This is a genomic window from Nonomuraea sp. NBC_00507, from assembly GCF_036013525.1.
Taxonomy (GTDB): Bacteria; Actinomycetota; Actinomycetes; order Streptosporangiales; family Streptosporangiaceae; genus Nonomuraea.
Genome location: NZ_CP107854.1, coordinates 1 through 17,747, shown reverse-complemented (window position 1 = coordinate 17,747; position 17,747 = coordinate 1). Strand labels below are relative to the sequence as shown.

At 70.3% G+C, this 17,747-nt stretch carries 22 protein-coding genes; 10 read left to right on the top strand and 12 right to left on the bottom strand.

From position 1 onward, the window contains the following. The first annotated feature begins 400 nt into the window (after window positions 1-400). From OHA25_RS59940 to OHA25_RS59915, 6 genes are all read left to right on the top strand, one after another. Window positions 401-652: a hypothetical protein gene (locus tag OHA25_RS59940; protein WP_327591267.1), complete on the top strand. Its 252-nt coding sequence runs from the start codon at window positions 401-403 to the stop codon at window positions 650-652. Then, a complete protein-coding gene (locus tag OHA25_RS59935) occupies window positions 649-792 on the top strand; it encodes a hypothetical protein (RefSeq protein WP_327591266.1) in 144 nt (47 codons plus the stop codon). Before OHA25_RS59940 ends, OHA25_RS59935 begins: the two co-directional genes overlap by 4 nt. Beyond that, window positions 789-1,583 carry a hypothetical protein gene (locus OHA25_RS59930; RefSeq protein ID WP_327591265.1) on the top strand — a complete coding sequence of 265 codons (795 nt, stop codon included), beginning with the start codon at window positions 789-791 and terminating at the stop codon, window positions 1,581-1,583. Before OHA25_RS59935 ends, OHA25_RS59930 begins: the two co-directional genes overlap by 4 nt. 103 nt (window positions 1,584-1,686) lie before the next feature. Beyond that, the gene (locus OHA25_RS59925; RefSeq protein ID WP_327591264.1) at window positions 1,687-1,914 is read left to right on the top strand and encodes a hypothetical protein; all 228 of its coding nucleotides are present in this window, start codon (window positions 1,687-1,689) and stop codon (window positions 1,912-1,914) included. After that, on the top strand, window positions 1,911-2,060 hold the full coding sequence (locus OHA25_RS59920) for a hypothetical protein (protein ID WP_327591263.1): 150 nt from the start codon (window positions 1,911-1,913) through the stop codon (window positions 2,058-2,060). The genes OHA25_RS59925 and OHA25_RS59920 overlap by 4 nt, the downstream gene beginning before the upstream one ends. Then, on the top strand, window positions 2,057-2,959 hold the full coding sequence (locus tag OHA25_RS59915; RefSeq protein ID WP_327591262.1) for a hypothetical protein: 903 nt from the start codon (window positions 2,057-2,059) through the stop codon (window positions 2,957-2,959). Before OHA25_RS59920 ends, OHA25_RS59915 begins: the two co-directional genes overlap by 4 nt. A gap of 1,348 nt (window positions 2,960-4,307) precedes the next feature. On the opposite strand, the gene OHA25_RS59910 is transcribed toward OHA25_RS59915, so the two are convergent. Next, window positions 4,308-4,472: a hypothetical protein gene (locus OHA25_RS59910; RefSeq protein ID WP_327591261.1), complete on the bottom strand. Its 165-nt coding sequence runs from the start codon at window positions 4,470-4,472 to the stop codon at window positions 4,308-4,310. Window positions 4,473-4,903: 431 nt separating this feature from the next. Continuing rightward, window positions 4,904-6,373, bottom strand: coding sequence for a hypothetical protein (locus OHA25_RS59905; RefSeq protein WP_327591260.1), 1,470 nt, complete (start codon window positions 6,371-6,373; stop codon window positions 4,904-4,906). A gap of 1,478 nt (window positions 6,374-7,851) precedes the next feature. Between OHA25_RS59905 and OHA25_RS59900 the strand changes: the two genes are divergently transcribed. The 3 genes from OHA25_RS59900 to OHA25_RS59890 all read left to right on the top strand — a co-directional run bounded on the left by OHA25_RS59900 (window position 7,852) and on the right by OHA25_RS59890 (window position 9,613). Then, on the top strand, window positions 7,852-8,289 hold the full coding sequence (locus tag OHA25_RS59900; RefSeq protein ID WP_327591259.1) for a hypothetical protein: 438 nt from the start codon (window positions 7,852-7,854) through the stop codon (window positions 8,287-8,289). A gap of 12 nt (window positions 8,290-8,301) precedes the next feature. Then, window positions 8,302-9,288, top strand: coding sequence for a helix-turn-helix domain-containing protein (locus OHA25_RS59895; protein WP_327591258.1), 987 nt, complete (start codon window positions 8,302-8,304; stop codon window positions 9,286-9,288). Between the two features lie 163 nt (window positions 9,289-9,451). Continuing rightward, complete coding sequence (locus OHA25_RS59890; protein ID WP_327591257.1) at window positions 9,452-9,613, top strand: hypothetical protein; 162 nt, start codon at window positions 9,452-9,454, stop codon at window positions 9,611-9,613. Between the two features lie 35 nt (window positions 9,614-9,648). On the opposite strand, the gene OHA25_RS59885 is transcribed toward OHA25_RS59890, so the two are convergent. Beyond that, entirely contained in the window at window positions 9,649-9,912 is a 264-nt protein-coding gene (locus OHA25_RS59885; RefSeq protein ID WP_327591256.1) for a hypothetical protein, read from the bottom strand. A 42-nt stretch (window positions 9,913-9,954) separates the two neighbouring features. Next, complete coding sequence (locus tag OHA25_RS59880) at window positions 9,955-10,221, bottom strand: hypothetical protein (RefSeq protein ID WP_327591255.1); 267 nt, start codon at window positions 10,219-10,221, stop codon at window positions 9,955-9,957. Window positions 10,222-10,700: 479 nt separating this feature from the next. Here OHA25_RS59880 and OHA25_RS59875 point away from each other — a divergent pair, with 479 nt between their 5' ends. After that, a complete protein-coding gene (locus OHA25_RS59875; RefSeq protein ID WP_327591254.1) occupies window positions 10,701-10,940 on the top strand; it encodes a hypothetical protein in 240 nt (79 codons plus the stop codon). A 512-nt stretch (window positions 10,941-11,452) separates the two neighbouring features. Here the strand turns inward: OHA25_RS59875 and OHA25_RS59870 are convergent. The 8 genes from OHA25_RS59870 to OHA25_RS59835 form a co-directional block, all read right to left on the bottom strand. Next, entirely contained in the window at window positions 11,453-11,587 is a 135-nt protein-coding gene (locus OHA25_RS59870) for a hypothetical protein (RefSeq protein WP_327591253.1), read from the bottom strand. Window positions 11,588-12,411: 824 nt separating this feature from the next. After that, window positions 12,412-12,534: a hypothetical protein gene (locus OHA25_RS59865; RefSeq protein WP_327591252.1), complete on the bottom strand. Its 123-nt coding sequence runs from the start codon at window positions 12,532-12,534 to the stop codon at window positions 12,412-12,414. Continuing rightward, complete coding sequence (locus tag OHA25_RS59860; RefSeq protein ID WP_327591251.1) at window positions 12,531-12,899, bottom strand: hypothetical protein; 369 nt, start codon at window positions 12,897-12,899, stop codon at window positions 12,531-12,533. The genes OHA25_RS59865 and OHA25_RS59860 overlap by 4 nt, the downstream gene beginning before the upstream one ends. Window positions 12,900-13,011: 112 nt before the next feature. Next, window positions 13,012-13,308 carry a hypothetical protein gene (locus tag OHA25_RS59855; protein WP_327591250.1) on the bottom strand — a complete coding sequence of 99 codons (297 nt, stop codon included), beginning with the start codon at window positions 13,306-13,308 and terminating at the stop codon, window positions 13,012-13,014. A gap of 12 nt (window positions 13,309-13,320) precedes the next feature. Then, on the bottom strand, window positions 13,321-14,283 hold the full coding sequence (locus tag OHA25_RS59850) for a hypothetical protein (protein WP_327591249.1): 963 nt from the start codon (window positions 14,281-14,283) through the stop codon (window positions 13,321-13,323). A 115-nt stretch (window positions 14,284-14,398) separates the two neighbouring features. Beyond that, window positions 14,399-15,091, bottom strand: a complete 693-nt coding sequence (locus tag OHA25_RS59845; RefSeq protein WP_327591248.1) for a PP2C family protein-serine/threonine phosphatase — start codon at window positions 15,089-15,091, stop codon at window positions 14,399-14,401. Window positions 15,092-15,135: 44 nt separating this feature from the next. Then, window positions 15,136-15,621: a hypothetical protein gene (locus OHA25_RS59840; RefSeq protein ID WP_327591247.1), complete on the bottom strand. Its 486-nt coding sequence runs from the start codon at window positions 15,619-15,621 to the stop codon at window positions 15,136-15,138. Window positions 15,622-15,636: 15 nt separating this feature from the next. Continuing rightward, window positions 15,637-16,083 carry a hypothetical protein gene (locus tag OHA25_RS59835; protein WP_327591246.1) on the bottom strand — a complete coding sequence of 149 codons (447 nt, stop codon included), beginning with the start codon at window positions 16,081-16,083 and terminating at the stop codon, window positions 15,637-15,639. Between the last annotated feature and the right edge of the window lie 1,664 nt (window positions 16,084-17,747).

Sequence of the window (17,747 nt, the reverse complement as noted above, 5' to 3'; positions counted from 1 at the left end):
TCACCGGCGGACCGCCGGCGCAGAAGCCTCGAGGCCTTGGCGGGTGACGTGGGTCCTGGCCTCCGAGCGTGCGCGGGCTGCGTACGGGGCAGCGTGCGGGGACGGCCCTGTCATCTCACGGCGGCCCTTGGGCAGGGCCGGTCGGCGGCAGGGCTGGGGTCGGAGGTGCTCGAGCGAGGCGCGGTCTGCCGGCTTCTTCGGTCGGTGAGATAGCCGTTTGAGCATGTTAGATGTATTGCATCTGATTGGTTTGTCTGCGTAGCCTCATGCCGTCTCGCCCCCGTCCGGCGCCGAGAGGAGAGCCGCGTGTACGACCCGATCATCGTCCACGGGTTGAACGTCTGGCCGGAACGCGAGAGCGAAGCTGCCCCGCGGTTGCCGGAACGGGAGGGCGCGCGAGGTGATCAGCGCTCGGACGCTCGCCGAGGTGGTCGGCCATGCGATGAGTGCGGGCATGACGCCCGCCGAAGTCACCGCCGCGGTGGTTCGCGCGCTGGGCGAGCACAGCATCGGCCAGGTCACCGTGCCCGGAGAGGACCTGGCCGTGCTGGTCGAGGTCGCCGCCAGTTACCTCGACATGTGCGAGCCGCCGCCCGAGCGGGAGACGGCCGCGCTCGAATCCATCCGCGCTCACCTTCAAGGGCTGGCATGACGCGCCGTCTCACCGTCGGCCGCCTGGCGGTCTGCGTCGAGCCGCGAGATCTGTGGGTCGGCGTCTACATCGCCCCGGACTCGGTCTACATGCTCCTTTTCCCCATGCTCGTCTTCCGCTGGAGGAGGAGGCCCCGTTGAATACCGCCACCTTGTACGACGCGCTCGAACGGCACTACCGTAAGCCCCGCGCTGTCCGCGATGGGGAGATCTTGCTTCGCGAAGTCGAAGCCCCGGGCACGCCGCCCGGGGCCGGCGGGCGGGCGGACCTGGTCCGGATCGGGCTGTGGCCCTCCCGCGGCCTGGCGCTCGATGTGCACGAGCTCAAGGTCTCGCGTGCTGACTGGCTGCGAGAGCTTGCCGACCCCGGCAAGGCCGAGGCCTGGTGGCCGTACGCCTCGCGTTTTTGGGTCGTTGCCCCCGCGGGCGTCGTCCAGCAGAACGAGCTGCCCGCCGGCTGGGGGCTGATGGAGCCTCCCGCCACCGCGAGCCGGCGCCGGTTCAGGGTCGTGGTGGAGGCGGAGGCGAAGGAGCCGGCGCTCACGCTGGAGCTGCTGGCCACCTTGGTCAGACGGACGGACAACGCCCGCTTGACCGAGATGGACCAACTGCGTGAGCAGCACCGCGACGCGCTCTACAAGGCCGTCACCGACGCCCGGGAGCGTGCGGCCCGTCATGCGGCCGAGGACGTGCCGCGTCGCTTGGCCCTGCTCGAACAGGTGGAGAAGCTGATCGGGGCCACGCTCGACGACTACGCCTGGGGCGATGGCACTCGCCTGGACCGGATGAGTCCGCACGAGTTGGCGACCGCGCTCGTCGACTGCGGTGACCACATCCGGCTTCAGCAGCGGCAGGCGCGTGTGGAGGAGCTGACGGGCCGTCTGGCCAAGACGGCGAACCTCGTGCTCGAGGCGATGCGCAAAGGTGGGTGACGGCAGTGGACGGGCGTGAACGGCAGGACGTGAACGAGCGCGCCAAGCTCGCGCTCATGGTGGCGGCGGACGAGCTGCTGCCGTCAGCGTCGGAGGTGGTCTGGTGATCCGCCGCTTCTGGCGCTGGTTGTTCGAGCCCGTTACGCGACCGTTCGCCCCGGGCTTCGTCGCTTTCCTCGCCGCTTTGTCACTGACGACCTTCTCGGTTTCGCTCTGGTTTGTCTGGTACGCGTTGGAGACGGGGAACGGCCACGTCCTGCTCATCGTCGCCGTGTTTGCGGTTCTCGGGCTCGCCGATCTGGTCCGCAGATTGATGAGGTCGTCCCGGTGAACGCGACAGTAACCGTCCTCTCCGGCGAGGGCGAAACCGAGCAGCTCCTCGCGTTCGCCCGCGAAGTGGCGGCGCTCGAACGCCACTACCGCCAACCCGGCGGCGTCCGCGACGGCGTGATCCTCCTGCCGGTGGTGCCCCAGTGAGGTGGTATCCGGTTCGCACCAGCACCGAGTACCCACGCCCCGAACCCGGCCAGCTCATCGCCTTGCGCCACGCCGTGTGGCGAGTTGAAAAGGTACAGGACCTGCCACTGAGCGACACCGACCGGGACAAGTGGCTGGACGCCGGGATGCCCAACATAGCCACTTGGCGGCGGCGCCCCTACCGCGTTCGCGCTCAGTGGGTCGCTGGCGCCAAACCGGAGTGGCTCACCGCCGCCCAGACCAGCGCCCAGATGGACATCCCTGCTGACACCTACATGACCTGGCACGTATACGAAGGGGGCCGGTGGCCGCAGTGCTCCTGCTGTGGCGAGCCGATGCCATGCTGGGCCGAACTGGAGGACGAGCAGATCACCGCCAGCCTGAACCGGGTCGCCAAGATGGAGGCGATCCCGCCGGGAGCGTGCTGGGCCTGCGCCGAACCGATCACCACCAGGCAGAAATCCATCACCTACCCCGGCGACAACCTCGACCTGCCCGGCGGGCAAGAGCCGCGCTTCCACATCCGTTCCCGATGCCGCTCCTTCGCGGAGCGGTACGAGGAGCAGTGGCTGGCGGCAGACCCACGTCGCCAGCGGCTACTGACCTGGCCATCGTGCGGCGGCATCCTGCTTGTGCACGCCGACGGCGACAGCGAGTGCGTGGTGGGCCGGGACCCACTCGGCCGTGACCGCGAGCCAGTCCCGGACTGCCGGGGACACGACACCCACGACCACAGCGTGTCCGTCGCCTGCTACGTGCGGGACGACTACTTCGCCGGCTTCTGGACCGATCGCTGCCCGCGCGGTTGCGATCCACGCAATCACCCGGGGGCGGCGCCGCGACGACGCCCTGAACGACGGTTCCCGGACCCGTTGGTACAGGAAGGGGAACTCCGCTGATGGCCAGCCTGCCGCGAGTCGCCAGGGAGTCGGTGCTGTGCCCTGGGCACCGCGAGCGTGCGCCGGTGCGCAGGCGACGTCCTCGTCGAGCGCGCCGGCACGCGGTGGTTTCCTCTTTGCTCGGCGCCGGCTCACCGGCGACTGCGGCGTCCAGGCGGCGCTGCCCTGGGCCGGATCGCTGGATCACTGCGTAGATGGACCGGTGGCCGGTGGTCCGAGGGACCGGAGTATGGCTCTGGCCGGCCTGGCTGCAGCGGCCGGTCGGCTGCCTCTTCGGCGGTCGGCGAGTGGGCCGGTGCGGGTGACATCGGGTGGTGTGGGCGAGGGGCGTGCTCGGCAGGGGGAGCGGGCTCTCGGTGGTGTCCTTGTCATGGCCGGCTCGGGCGTGGTCCGGGGTTGCCTGGTGGTGGTCCTGCGACCGACGCTCGGTGCGGCGGCTGGTGAGCCGGTGCCTGCCGGGGCTTCTCGGCGCCTGGCGGGTGGCCTGCGTGGGGCCGGGTTCAAACGCCGGCGGCCCGCGGAGGCGCAGGGCGCCCTCACTGGGGTGGTGAGTTTGCGCCTGCTGTGCTGTGGGTGTGGGGTCTTGGCGTGCCTGGATGGTGCTGCCGGGCGCTGCCTGTTGTACGGCGGCGGTCAGGGCCGGGGCGCCAGACGATTGAGGGACCACGGGGCGGCCTTGGCGTCGGGAGGCACGGGATGCTCGAGGATCTCCCGCGGGCGCCGGTTCACCGGCGGCCGCGGTACGCCGGCACTCGGAGGCGGCACGCGATGTTCCAGGCGACCCGGCGTGAAGCGACACGGGCGGCCGCGCAGGCCTCGCTCGCCAGGAGCTCGGCACCGGAGTCCGGCAGTTGATCTGGGAGAACGCTTATGGGAACGGGGCCTTGTCCGGCGCCGCACCAGCGATGCAGAGCAGCGTACGCCCGAAAGGCGCCGACGCTCTGCGGCTGGCCGGCGTGGGGTGGTGCTCGTCCGCGGGCCCTCGGCGGCGTTGGCGACGCGATCCTGGGTTGGGTTGCTGCAGCTGGCGCCGGCGGCCGCCGGTGAGCCGGCGCCGCGGCGGTTTGTTGGCGGCCGGGGGCGGCGCGGATGCGGCGGTCTGGGACCGGTGGCGGGTGGCCCCGGGGATTGGAGCGCGGCTCGGCGATGCTCCGGGGGCCGACCGTCAGAGATTGGAACTGTCAGCTACTCGAACCTAGGTGCCTGCGCTCTTGAAGTTCCTGACCGAGGTCAACGACGTCGCCGATCGTGAGCCCTAGGGTGCTGGTCTCGGTCTCGGCGAGATGTTCCATCGCAAGGTCGTACTGCTCGCACTGGACGCACATGGTGATCTCCGGGTTCGGTGGGCTTACTGTCTGGGTCTGCCCGATCGGGCAGGCTCGGGGGCGAGGTCGAGGACCGCCTCCAGGTGTTGAACGGCCTCCTCATAGCGATCCACTGCCGCGACTTGGTCCGCGACGCTGGCCTGGACAGCCTCGATCAGCTCGGCCTCTTCGGGGGTCAGGTCATCCATGGCTTCATTTCCTTTCACGGAAGCCGGGCTCGCGGAACCTGAGGCCGGCCGCATCGAGGCGGGCTTCAGCCTCAAGCCGCGGGTCGTGGGTGTGCGCCAGGTCCAGGCACGGGGGCGTCTAGCTCTGCCTGAATGGCGGCCTGTTCGGCGCGGTCGGTCGGGCCCGGGATGGTTGTGGGCTGCTGCCCAGGTATTGGGGACGTGACCAGGTGGCCGGCGGCGCCGGGTGAGCCTGCCGAGCTCGGGGCGACGCCGTCGGCGGGGGGAGCCGACGTCGGTGAGCCGGTGCCGGGCTGATCCTCGCCGCCGCGGTCTGCCTCGAGTCCCCCTGCCGGGCGCCGCGGCCGCCGGTGAGCCGGCGGCCACGCCGGCGCTGGCGGAGGTCCGAACGAGGTGATCGTCGATGGTCAGCGTGGGGGAGTGAGCGGTCATCAGGTGCCAGACGTGGTTCCGCAGTGCTCGGCGTCCAGGTCGGGCTGTTCGGTGGTGTCTTCGTGGGTGTCTTGGTTGGGGTCGTGGTGCGGCTGGTTGTCGATGGCGGTGAGGTGGTCGCGGCGGATCCGTTCCACCATCGCGTCCCGCTGTTGCCCGGCCGTCTTGATCCGGTGGTCCCATTCGTGCGATCGGGCCAGCTGGACGGCCTCTTGCGGGGAGACCTTGTCGTTGGCGGCGATGAGCGCGGCCGACAGCACCGTCATGAGGTGGTTGCCGCCGTTGTCGCCGGAGAATTCGGCGGCGTAGGTGGCGATCGTGTCGAGCAGCGCCTGGACCGGGTCCGGTGTGGGGTGCACCGGTTGCGGCTCGGCCAGGAGCTCGTCGGCGTCGAGGTCGAGGTCGGCGAGCGCGGTGTCGATCTCGTGGCGGGCGGTGCCTGGGATCAGGTCCAGTGGCACCTCTGGCCGTCCGATCCGGAGCACTGTCTGCAGGGCTCCGTACAGGGTGTGGCCGGCGGGCGTGTGGATGCGGGTGGCGGCGTCGGTCGCGAGTGCGGTGACGATGCGGTCGATCACGCACGGCGTGTCGGCGTGTCGGGCAGCCAGCCAGGTGTCGACGTCCTGCTCGGATACCTCGGGCAGCAGGTCGATCAGGGTGAGCAGGTGGGCGGCCGTGTCGCGCTGCAGCGGCAAGGTGACGTCGATCCGGTTGGGGTCGGCCAGCCATGACAGCAGGACGCGGGACGCGGGCGGCGTCGCGGCCCAGGAGCTGAGGAGTGCGAGAGCTTGCCGATCCTGTGCGGTGAGCCTGGTGCAGTCGGCGGTGGTGACGTTTCGCAGCGCGTCGGTGATGTCGAGGACGTCGAACGCGGTCAGCTGCTGCTGAGGTTCGGCCGTGCAGGTGAGCAGGTGGGCCAGGTGGGGGGCCTTGTTGTGCGCTTCGTCGAGCATCTTGTCGGCGAGGGAGTGCAGCGTGGACGCGTGGCCGGCGTTGAAGCTGTCCGGCTCGTACAGCGCGTTGCTGATGGCGGTCCTCTCCTCATCCGACAGGTCGCAGATGATCTGGATGCTGCGGAACGTCAGTTCGTCGTCGTCGGTCACCGTGCCGATGGCGGCGTGGCGGACGGCCTTGGCATGGCGGGCGTTCAGCCACGCTTCGCCCTCGGCGTCGCTCGGGTCCGGCAGGGTGTCGTCGCCGTTGACGTGCAACAAGTGCATGGCCAGCGCGTCCGACATCGGCAGCGTCGCGGTCTCGTTGGCGAGCTTGGCGGCGAGCATGCGGGTGATGCCGCGCAGCCTGGGCGCGTAGGTGAGCAGCGCGAGGGCCTGGCGATCGCGGGCGTTCAGGCTGGTGCAGTTCCAGGCGACGGCGTTGCGGATCGCCTCGGCGATGTCGAAGACGTCGAACGGCGTCAACGGGCTGGTGGTCTGCGTGGTGTCGGGAGCGGCTGCGGTGATGGTGGTCACGATCCGCGTCCTTTCAGCATGTGGAAGAAGGGTTATACTCCAATTTGATATTAAAATACATCAATAGATGGCGGTGTCAATGCCGTGGTCCGAGGTGATGTGGCACATTTGCGCCCGCCGCGCGAGCGCGCCGCCAGGTACTGCCGGGGGCGTGTGCCTATGACGTCGGCGTGCCACAGCGTGCACCGTCGGTTAGTGCCTTGCGACGAGCTCGAGGTTGGTGTGCTCCTCGAGGGAGTCGGCTCACCGGCAGCCTCGGCGCCGGCGGTCCTGCAGGGAAGCAGCGCTACGAGGTGGTCAGGGCTCGACGGGTGACCTGTTTGACTCGGCCGGTTGCGCGGCCGCGGAGGTGGAGATCCTGCAGCTGGTCGACCGACGCCGGTGAGCCGGCGCCGTGGTGCGGTGTCGCAGGCGGGGCCGGAGCCGGGGTTTCGGCGCCTCCGCGACCGTCGCGGTGCAACCTCCGGTGTCACGATGCCCGGCCTCGTCCTTGTCGGCCTTGAAGATAGGTTCAGCGGCCGGCTCGCCTGTGGGCCAGCGTGCCCTCGAGGAGCACACCAACCTCGAGCTCGTTGAAAAGCGCCGGCAGCGAGGCTGTCTGTGGGCCGAACCGGACCATGGGGGGCTGTCACCCCTGGGGATAGACGTCTGTGAGCGGAGGTTGGTCGAGGGCGCTCCGGAGCGGGCCTGCGGCGGCCGGGCTGGCCGGCTCACCGGCGGGGTGCTGGCGTGCGGGAGCGTCGAGGCGGGCTGCCGTCGTGGTGAGGCTGTGAGGATCCCGGCCGAGGCCGCCGACCGCAGGGGAAATGATTTTTAAAGCCCTCAATTTATGGGGTGCGGGAAATCTTTTCTTCTTCCGAGATTTCCAGAAGGGGCCTTTTGCATTGGGTGTCGATTCGGACCGACGACCGCGCAGAGGGTCCCCGGGTGAGGCAGCTGCCGTCAGGGGAGGTGCCGGCGTGGTCGTCGGTCTCCGTCCTTGCGTGGAGCTGGAGGATGAGGGTGCCCGTGGAGCCCCGGGTGGTGGGGGCGGGTTTCCTCGTCCCGAATCGTCAGGCTGTGCGGCTAACAGAGCCTGATAAGGGTTGGGGCGCACGCTCCAGACCAAAGGAGAAGTGAGCCGTTAATTTGAGCCCCGACGGAGCTCGTGGATCCACCCTGCCTCCCAGAAGAGTGTTGGAGAGGAAAGTGGGACGAAGCCGGACGCTGTCGGCCGCTCGGCGACAGGGTGGCGTTGACCAGGGCCGGAGCGGGGATTGTCAGGCCTTGTCGCGTGAACAGCGGACAATCGCGCCGGCGGTTGGACGGCGGGGGCTGGCCGGCTGACAAAGCACCGACAGGTACGCAGGGCGCGTGTAGGGGCAAGCCGGGCACGATGGAGGGAACGGGCGCGCGCGGGCAATCCCCACGGCTAGGGGACGCGCGATGACCCGGAGCTCCAGACCAATACGCGGTTCCCCCGACGAAGTGAGGTCGCTATGCATGAGTCCCGTACCCCCCGTCCGACGGTGGACGTGCACCCGTCCTCGCCCGCGGCCGACCAGCCCGCGGGCGAGGACGAGGAGGACAGTCCGGCCGAAGGCGGTCCGGCCGGCGGTAGCGGCGCTGTCCTCGAGCCGGTCGCGCCACCGGAGAAGGCGCCGGTCAGCGCGACCGGGCAGCCCGTCCCGCAGCAGCCCAGTCCCGAGGCTGCGGCGCACGCGTCCACGGGCGCCTCCACGCCCGTGGAGAAGCTGCCGTGGTGGTGGTTCGTCAGCTTCTTGATCATCTTCGGGATGTTCTCGGCCCTGGTCGTGGTGCTGGTCGCCAACGGCCAGCCCCTGCCCGTGGCCCTCGGGGTTCCGGGCGCGTTGAGCGCGGCGGCACTCGGCGTGCTGTCATGGCTGCGCCGGCTGGCTCACCGGCGGCAGGCCTGAGAGGGGGCCGCGATGGGAAACAAACGCAAGCCGATCCTCGATGACGGCCCCATCGGCCAGTTCGCCCAGCGGCTGCGGGACCGGATGGACGAGGTCGTCCCCGCGCTGACCTTCCGCGCCATGAAGCAGAAGGCGTTCTGCTCGCACGCGGTGCTGGCCGAGGCGTGCGCGGGCAAGAAGCTGCCGAGCTGGGTGGTGACCGAGGCGTTTGTCCGTGCGTGTGGCGCCGACGACGCCGAGGTGAAGGCCTGGCACGAAGACTGGCTGCAGACACAGCGGTCGGTTGGCCGGCTGCGGCGCAAGCTCGGGCAGGCCGATGTCGTGGTGCCCACGCACACCGACACCGGCCTGCCGGTCCGCGATGGCCGGTTGCGGCCGGTCGAGGTGGACCTGGCCGACCCGGAAGCGTGCGTGCCACGGCCGGAGACGATCCAGACCTTCGACGACCTGCTCTACCAGCTGCGGGTCCTGAGGATCGCGGTGGGCAATCCGAGCCTGCGTGATCTGTCCCGGCACACGAGGGTCCCGGTCAGCACGCTCGGCAACCTGTTCAGCGGCCGGCGTCCCAGCTACGAGGTGTTCATGCAAGTGGTGACCACCTTGGTCGGACCGGACGGTCTGGGAGGCGAACGCCAGGTCTGGCGGGAGGCATGGACGCGGGCTGAGTACAACCGGATACGCCCGGACTTGACCCGGCGCCGCCGGGTCGGCAATGTGTTCATGCTGTCGGAGCAGCAGGACGCGGGGCCGACCGCCGGCATCGTCGCCGAGTTGCCGCCTGGCGTGGCCGCGACCCTGCTCGCCAGCCTGCCCCAGCATGTCGCGGCCGGCATCATCAGCGAGATGCCGCCTGCCAAGGCGCAGGCGGTGCTCACGGCGATGTGGCAGGTGCACGGCACGGTTGAGGCAGACAGCGCCACCGCGAGGAACGGTGCGCAGAACGGGGCGTCGCAGGAGCAGCCACCGGGCCGTGCGATACAGGCACGCGCGGCCGGGTAGCTCCGGGCCGCGCTCGGCGGGCGGCCCAGGTCCTGGGCTCGGGCTCGGCGCCCGCCGAGGTCTGCTCCCACGTCGGGCTATTCCACACGTGGAGGGCGGCGGTGATGCTGTGGGTCCGAGCCGCTGAGGTACATCGGCCGGTGCCTTTCGTCGAGTAGAGGTTGTGCTCCTCGAGGGCGCCGGCTCACCGGCGGCCGCGGCGCCCAGCGAGCCGGCAGGGGAGCAGGGCGACCAGGTGGTCGGGGCCTCGACGGGTGACCTGTTTGGCTCGTTCGGTCGCGCGGCCGCGGTGGAGGTCCTCCAGCTGGTCGACCGCCGCCGGTGAGCCGGCGCCGCGTGTGGTGCCGCGGGGCCGGGGACTCACAGTCGACGTACGACGGTGTTGCCCGGCAGGGCGACGGGGCGGTCGCAGGCGGTGCAGGTGTAGCCCGCGGGAGTTGTCGCGACGTGCTGGCTGTCAGCTTGCCCATACACCAGGACCGCCCCATCTTTCGTGAGGCGGGTGGGGTGGGAGAACACCAGCAGCGTCCGCTCGGCGATGCGATTGTGGGCGCCGCAGGCCGGGCAAATCATGTGGCCGTTCGCGAAACGAACCTCACTGGCCTCGGGTGGCGTCATGCTCATGGATCACGGTCCAGGTCGTTGGGCCAACAGGTGGTAGGGGTGTCAGGTCCGGTCGTTGATCTGCTTGAAGAACCAGGCGCCGGGGCTGTCGGCCTCGGTGGCGAGCCAGTCGGCGGTGCCGTCGTCGGTGCTGTGGGCGATGTCGGCGATGATGCCGGCCAGGGTGGTGTCGCTGTCGACGAGGTGGCCCAGGCGGGTGGCGGCGCGGGTGTAGACCTCGTCGTCGCCGATGATGGCGTCGGCCACGTCGGAGTCGAAGTGGTCCTTCAGGTGCCGGGTCGTCGCCTCGATGGCTGCCGCTGCGCGCATGAGGTGCTCCTCGTCTCTTCTCACCAGATTTAAATACTAAAATACATCAGTCGCGGATGGCGTCAATGCCCCGATTCGCGCTTATTTGCGCAGTCGTACGAGCCGCCCCCTGGGCGGCGTCCTCGCGCGCCCAGGGGGCCTCGCCGCGCGGTCCGGCCGGTAAGCCGGAGCAGGCGAGCGCGCTAGTTACATGCAATAGATCTGACTCATATGATTTCGGGGTGGCGGTCGGGCTGCGTCTCGTTGGTCCGTTTGTCTCGTGACCCGGGTCGAGGGGTGACGGCGCATGGCTCCTCCTCTCCCAGGGGGCCGTGCTGCTGGTGGGTCACGGGCGGCGCAACACCCGGCCGCCACGATCGCAGTCGTCCTCCGCTCTTGGAGAGCGTCTCGGCGGACAGCCGGGCAGCTTCCCCACCCTCTCGGAGAGCGGGGGACGACCTCAGATCTTCATGACCCCTTCCCCCTTCAGGAGTTCGCCGATGAGCCGGCCACGCACTTCCCCGATCCTCGCCGTCACGAGCGCGGCCTCGATTCTCTTCTCCGTCACCCCGTCCACCACCACCGGGCCCGCGTCCGCGGCCGCCGCGGCCGCCGCGGCCGCTCAGGTAACTCGGCTGGAGTGCCGGCTGGGCGAGGGAGTGCCGGCCTTGGGGCAGTGCTGGTTCGGCAGGTACTGGGGTGTCACGCTGGTCGACGCCTCCAGTTCCACGGCACGCTGACCGCCCGGCCCCCGATTCCGCGCACGGGGGCACGGGATGCGGCCCCCGGACGGGTTCCGTCCGGGGGCCGATCTGTGGCCGTGGCAGTCCCTCGAGGGATCGGATTGAGCAGGACGAAGGCAGCGCCTTCTGTGGTTGCGCGGTCCACACACGAGGCGCCGGCCCCAGCCGGCAGGTGGATGCGGGGGTGAAGGGGGTGCCGAGTCTCCCTGATCCTGGCCGCGGTGCTGGCACCTGCCGGTGAACCGGCATCCGCGGGTCAAAGCCGGGGCGAGTGGCAGGGGCAAGCAAGGGCGCTGGATAGCGGCGAGGGTTTCCTGTGGGAAGGTCGGCCGGTTCGGCCGTGCTGCGGGAATGGGAATCGCGCTGGGCAGGTCGTGTGGGCTGGCCCTGATCGGTCGATCAGGCTCTGACTGGTGGTGCGCTTGAGCCGACCGGGTGGAGTCCTGCTCTGAACAGCGCGACGGGGCGTCCGAGGGATCCTCGGGCGCCCCGTCGTCCCAGGTAAGGGGCTAGTCGGCGTCGGCGTCCGTCTCCTGCTGCAGCTCGTTCCGCGCGATCGTGCTCCACTTGGCGACCATCTCGGCGCTGTAGCTCATCGCGCCGTCCAGGGTGTTCTGGTCACTGGTGGTGCAGGCGTAGGCCATGGTTCTGCTCCAATGTGATCGTGAAAGGGGGAAGGCCCGCCCCATCGGGGCGCAGGGCGAAAGCGAACGATGGGGCAGGCCGTGAGCGGGAGGCCGTTGAACCGCATCGCCGGGCAATGATCGTCCCTGCCATGCGAGGTAATTGCATGCATTCTATCTATTACATGAATTGCATCTAATAGCGCGGAAGGGGGGTTTCTCTTACCTCGTGCGCGGCGTCGGCTGCGAGGATGAAACGGCAGCTGGCCTGGCACAGGGCACGGCGCTACGCGCCGTCAGCGGCGCGGTTCGCGCGGGTGCGGGTCGGCAGAGCCGAAGGGCTCGCTGATCGGCACTCGCCTGGAGGGCGGCTTCGACGTACGGCTTCGGCGAGGGCCGGTCATGACGAGCCGTCGGTGAGGCCTGGCCTTCGAGCAGAAGAGGGGGTGTCCGAGCGTGGCCCGGGCTCACCGGCGGCGCCGGCGGGAGCTCGGGTAGCCCGTCTGCGGCTCGGGCTCAGGGGCGTGCAGGCCTCGGCACCGAGGTCCCCGGCAGGCGCTCGGTGCCGGCGTCGAGGGCGGCTCGTATGTACCAGCCTGCGAGGTCGCCGCGCGGCGTTCTTCCCGCACGGCCGTAGTCACCGGCGGGCCGCTCGAGGCCTGTTGGGGCGTGTGGTCGTCAGCCGGCCCTGGCCTGGCCGGCCCGTGCAGGGGGCGCACCTGTTGTCGCCGTCGGGGTGTGCGTTGTGGCAGGTCGCCGTCTCGTTTATGACGAGGTGGAGCAGCCGGGCCCCGCTCACCTCAGCCCACCGGTCCGCTCGTGGTCGGCCGCAGCGGCTGTACTCGTCATCCGGCCTCGTCGCCCAGTTCGGGCGCCAGGTCGATCGCGGCCATGGTGAAGGCTGAAGCGATGTCCTCAGCAGTGGCACCTGCTTTCAGGCGCATGGCGATCGCGATGCGGCCCTTCACCGATCGTCGCTCCCGCCGGCCATGCGCCTGAGTCCTTCGTCGGCCAGGTGGTCAAGGACGGCCTTGCCCGCCTCGGGGTTCAGGGCCTGGATCCGGCGGACGGCCGCCACGCCGGCATCACCATCGCGCGTCCCGATCGCGGCGACCAGCTCGTCCACCGCTGCTAGCATCGCCGTCCTTTGGGGCGCGTCCATCCGGGCGACTTCCCTCCTGAATGCCTCCAGGTCCGGCTCCTGGCCGGGGGTGCGGTCGTCGGTCGTCATGCGGTTCTCTCCTTCCTCCGCGTGCAGGTCGCGGGTCGCGTACAGGGTCGCCAGCGCCAGGGCCTTGCTGACCAGCTCGGCGGGGGCCGGCGGCGGGTCCACACCTTCATCGTCGCCGGTCTCGAGGCCGTGAGGGTCCGGGTCGGCACGATGGTGGGCTGCCCGTGCTCGGCGCCCGGCAGGTTCGCCACCAGCTCCCCGAGCGTGGTCGCCATCACCCGGGCGGGGGTGTCGTCCGGGTCGTGCGCCTGGCGTATGGCCCAGCGTCTGGCGTACCACGCGGATGCCCGGGGCCGCCTGACGAACCTGCCCGAGCTGCCCCTTCTCTTGTCGTCCTCTTGTCCAGCTGCGTGGCCTGGAGGTGGGCCGTGTGGCGTCCGCCGGTGTCGTGCTCGATCGTCAGTGACGCCACGGCGAGTTCGTCGTCGGCCGGGTAGGTGGTGGCCAGCTCGTGCAGGCCCATGGCCAGCGCCGATGCGGTGATCTCGCTGTCGTGCGCGCGCTCGGCCATGTTCTGCTCCGGTCATATGTTGGCGCCGGCCTTGCGCAGGTGCCTCAGTGCGTCTTCGTAGGCCTGCCGGGCTGCCTGGAGGTCTTTCTTGACGTCGCGGAGCATCTGCCGCAGGGTGCCGTCGTCGTGGAGGCCGAGTCTGCTGGCGGTGGTGAGCCGGAGCAGTCCGGCGGTCGCGTTGGCGGCTTTGCCGGCGCTGGTGAGGATCGGCCCGGCGTTGTCGGGGCCGCCGTAGTTGCCGTCGATGAGCATCGTCAGCAGGGAGATGCGGGCGGCCAGGACGGCCAGGAGCTGGGTGCCGCCGTCGCGGTCGCCGCCGAGTTGGGCGATGTATCCGTGATGGATGTCGGCGACGATGCCGGGCCCGTCGGCCACCCGCAGGAAGATCTCTTGTTCCACAGCGGCCAGGAGCACGCCGAGCAGCCGGGGGTGGTCGGGGTCGGCTGGGGCGTCGGGCAGGATGGGCGCGCGGCCGAGCGCGGTCAGGGCTGCATACAGGGCGTCGGCCGTGATGCCTTGCGGTGCTGAGGGTGGGCCGTCGACCAGGTGCTTGAGCTCGTCGGCTTCGGCGCGGCGGTCGGTCCACTCGCTGGGGCTGTAGAGGCGGTCGGCGGTGTTGCCTGCGGTGAGCACCTCGTCCTGGCTGAGGGTGGCGACCTCGAGCTCGACTGGCGCGGCGCCGGTGCCGGCTTCGGTCGTGATGCGGTCCAGCACGTGGTGCACGAGTTCGTCCATCGCTTTACTGCGGCCTGGTGGGAGGAGGTCGGGGGCGTGGACGAAGAGGGCGAGCGGGTAGTGGCCGGGGTGATCGTCGAAGACGTGGAAGATGGGCATCACGGGCCGCTCGCCGGCCTCGACGCGGGCGGCCGCGGCGGCCAGGCGCTCGATGAGGGCCTGTTCCTGCGCGCGGCGCAGTGGAGCGGCGGTCTTGATGGTGACGAGCAGGGGAACCATCAGCGGCGTCGGTTCGGACATGGGTGCTCCTGGGAGTGGCCGGGGACTGTGGGCAGCGTAGGGGGACTTCAAGCGGCCGGGGAGGGCTTTCCGGTGAGCGGCTCGTCCGTCCCGCGGATGTGGCCGCGCCGGGGCCTCACCGGCCCGGCGCGCCGAGGTCGGCGACCAGGGTGGTGGCGTTGTCGGCGTGGCTGGGGGCGAACTCGATCGCGGCGGCGGTGAGGGTGCGGGCGGCCCGGCGCGGGGAGCCGGCCAGGTAGTCGGCGAGGTCCTCGCCGGCGTCTTCCAGGGGCTCGTAGGCGCCGTCGGAGGCCAGCAGGAGTCGCCCGCGCTGCGGGACCGTGCAGGTGCCGATCTGGGGCTCGTCGCACGTGTCGCCGAGGTAGGAGGTGACGGTGTTGCGGTCGTAGGGGTCGGGCGTGCGACCGAGGTCGATGAGGACCTGGCGCTTGTTGTGGTCCTTGGTCAGGCGCCACAGCCGGTCGCCGGTGAGCAGGTAGGCGCGTGCGTCGCCGCACCAGGCGATCTGCAGGCGCTGGCCGGGGGCGGCGACGGCGACGACCGCCACGGCGGATGGTGTTCTTCGGCGGGCGCGCTCGGCGGCGGCCACGGCGTGCACGGCGCGCAGGCCCGCTTCGGCGCTGTCGCGTATGGCGGCCGCGCGGGCCAGCCGGCGGGCGGTGGTGTGGGTCCAGACGCGGACGGCGTCGCTGCTGCCGATGCCGTCGAGCAGGGCGTAGGCGCGGGTGGCGCCGTGGGTGTAGGTGGCGGTGGCGTCGCACTGGTGGCTGCGGTCGCCGATGAGCTGAGCGGCGGCGTGGGTGCGCATGCGTGGAGTTGTCCTCGAGAGTCTGGTCTGTGCGGTACGGGGAGTTACAGCGGGCGGCCGTCGGGGCCGTACAGCTCGCCGTCGGGGCCGTAATGCGGCAGCACCTGGCGGCGCTCGGCTTCCTCCTCCTGCCGGATGCGCGCCAGTGCCGAGGCGGCCAGGTCGCTGAGGTGCTGCAGGAGGTAGTCGGCGTCGCCGTAGCCGCCGTTGTCGACGTGGTCGGCCAGGACCTTGTCGAAGATCTTGATGGTGGTGACCGGGTCCGGGGCGGGCTGGCGGAGCAGGAAGTCGCGCGCCTTGTCCTCTGCGATGACGCGGAGGTAGTCGGCGTCGTTGTGGCGCAGCGGGGGTTCGTCGCGGGGTTCCTCGGGGGTTTCCTCGTCGTCGTCGGAGGCGGGCGCGGTGGTGTCCAGCCGCCAGGCTGGGCCGGGGTCGGGGTTGGGGTACAGGCGGAACACGGCACGGTCGGTGTCGAGGCCGTCGACCGTGCCGGTCTGCTCGGCTCCGTTGGTGGTCCAGGTCACCAGCATGGGCGTCTCCGAAGGTCAGGTCGTGATGCGGGCGGCCTGGGGGAACTCGCGGGCCCAGGCGGGGTCCCGGTACCAGTCGAGGGGGTTGGGGCTGGGGCAGGCGATGAGGGACGCGTCCGGGGTGATGCCGGTCTGGGCCTGCCAGGCGAGCAGGTGCCGGGCGTGGGCCTCGGCCAGGTCGCGGTCGCTGCGGTTTCGGCGGTGCCGGTGGCGGACGATCTGGCCGTTCGTGTCGGTGTACAGGACCGCCCACTCCAGCGGCCGCCCGGCGGCCTCGGCGGGTGGCCGCCGCAGCGCCGCGTGTGCGATCCGACGCAGCCGGGTGCTGACCGCGACCGCGAGGGTGATGAGCAGGGCGAGGACGATCTTGGCGACCTGGTACAGCCCGTAGGCGCAAGCGAGCGCGTAGATCACAAAGGCGGCGAGAAGGCACCCGATGGCGAAGTAGTACAGCAGGCTCACGTCCGTCCTCCCAGTGACGTATTTAATATTAGAATACATCTATAGCTGATGGGGTCAATACTCCCTCATTCCGGGGAAAATTCGCCCGCCTTGAAGGCATCGGGCCACGGAGCTGGTAAGGGCCGGTGCAGCTCGCGCGGGTGGCATCCCAGCGCATCCCCGTGCTGCCCGGCTCAGGTGTCACGTCCCCGAGGGGTGTGCGGCTTCGGCAGGTTCCTTCGAGCACGCGGTGCGCGAAGCCGACCGGCATGCAAAGGGGCCGGCCCCGTCGCCGGTGAGCTCGGCGCCGCGGGAGTCCTGCAGAGACGATTCGGTGTCGCACCCCACGGCGCTGGGGGAGAAGACTCGCCGCGGTGCGCGGTCGTACGGCGCCAGGGCTCGCCAGCGGTCTCGAGCACGCTCGAGGTACCGCAGCAGCCGACGGCACAACCGGTTCTCCGGCCACGCTCTCCTCACCGGCGAGCCGGCGTCACGGTGCGTAACCTCGACGGGCCTCAGGCTGACCGTGAACAGGAGCCGGCCCAGGGCCCGGGATGGGAGCTCCTCGGGACGGCTCAGGCAACCTCCGGGTTCAGGTCTGCCGAAGGCCTCTGTCGGTGGAGATCGGCGGCCCGATGACGGGGGTGCCGTGCCTGGTCGTGGTGTCAGCCGGGCGGTACGCCGCCCGGCGGCATGGGGGGCAGTTCGCCGGCGGCGTCGGCTTGGCGCGCGGGCGTCGACCCGGTCGAGCCGCGGCGAGAGAGGTAGGCCGCAACCACTGGTTTTCCGGCCTTGGGTCACCGGCAGGCGCTTGGCATAGAAGCACCGGAGGGTGACGCACGGTGACGTGCCCCGCCTTCTGAGCGGTACATGCAATTCATGTGATTCATGAGTTTGGGGTGTTCGATCGTGAGCGTGCCCGCGCTCCAAAGGTTGCGCCTGGCCGGGGCGTGAGACGTGAAGCAGCGATGGCTGCATGACTTCCTGGCTCGGCTCGAGCCCGGCCGGACGCGGCATCCAGTCGGCGCGGGCCGCCACGAAGGCCTCCGCGGCGGTCAGATGTCACCGGCGGCCGCGGCGCCGGCGGACCGCGGCCGCCGCTGCTCTACCGCGGCGCTCCGGAGCCGAGCTGGCTCGGCCGCCTGGCCGTTGCCGCTCATGGTGTCCCGGCGGCGCCACAGGACTGGGATGGGCCGGCCGGAGAACGATCCGCCTGACCCGGCTTCAGCGTCCAGGCGCCGTTGCGCGGCGTTCTCCGGGCAAAGATCGACCCGCCCCCGGGCGGCGCTGGGAGAGATCCGGGAGCGGGTCTCCAGAAAAGATCTTCGCTATCTCATCGCACCTAACGAATGAGATATATGCATCCTAGTGATTGCATTAATCAGATGCAATTGGCTTAGAATAGGTAATGCTCAACCGGTGAACCGCCTCTGAGCGGGGCGGAGGCGCCCCGGGTCCGTGAGGGTGCCACCACGCCTCGCGGGCCCGGGCCGGCAACAAGTAGCCGGCCAGTGATTGATCCCCTGGAACGCGTTCCCAATCACTTACCCCTGTCAAGAGTTTACCGAGGTCAAGCAGCGATTTCATTAGTTAGCGAAGCTAACTACATCGCCGCGAAGCGGGGATGATGGGCTGCCCTAAAGAGATCTCCGCATCCCCCGTTCACGATCTTTATCCGGGGCGCT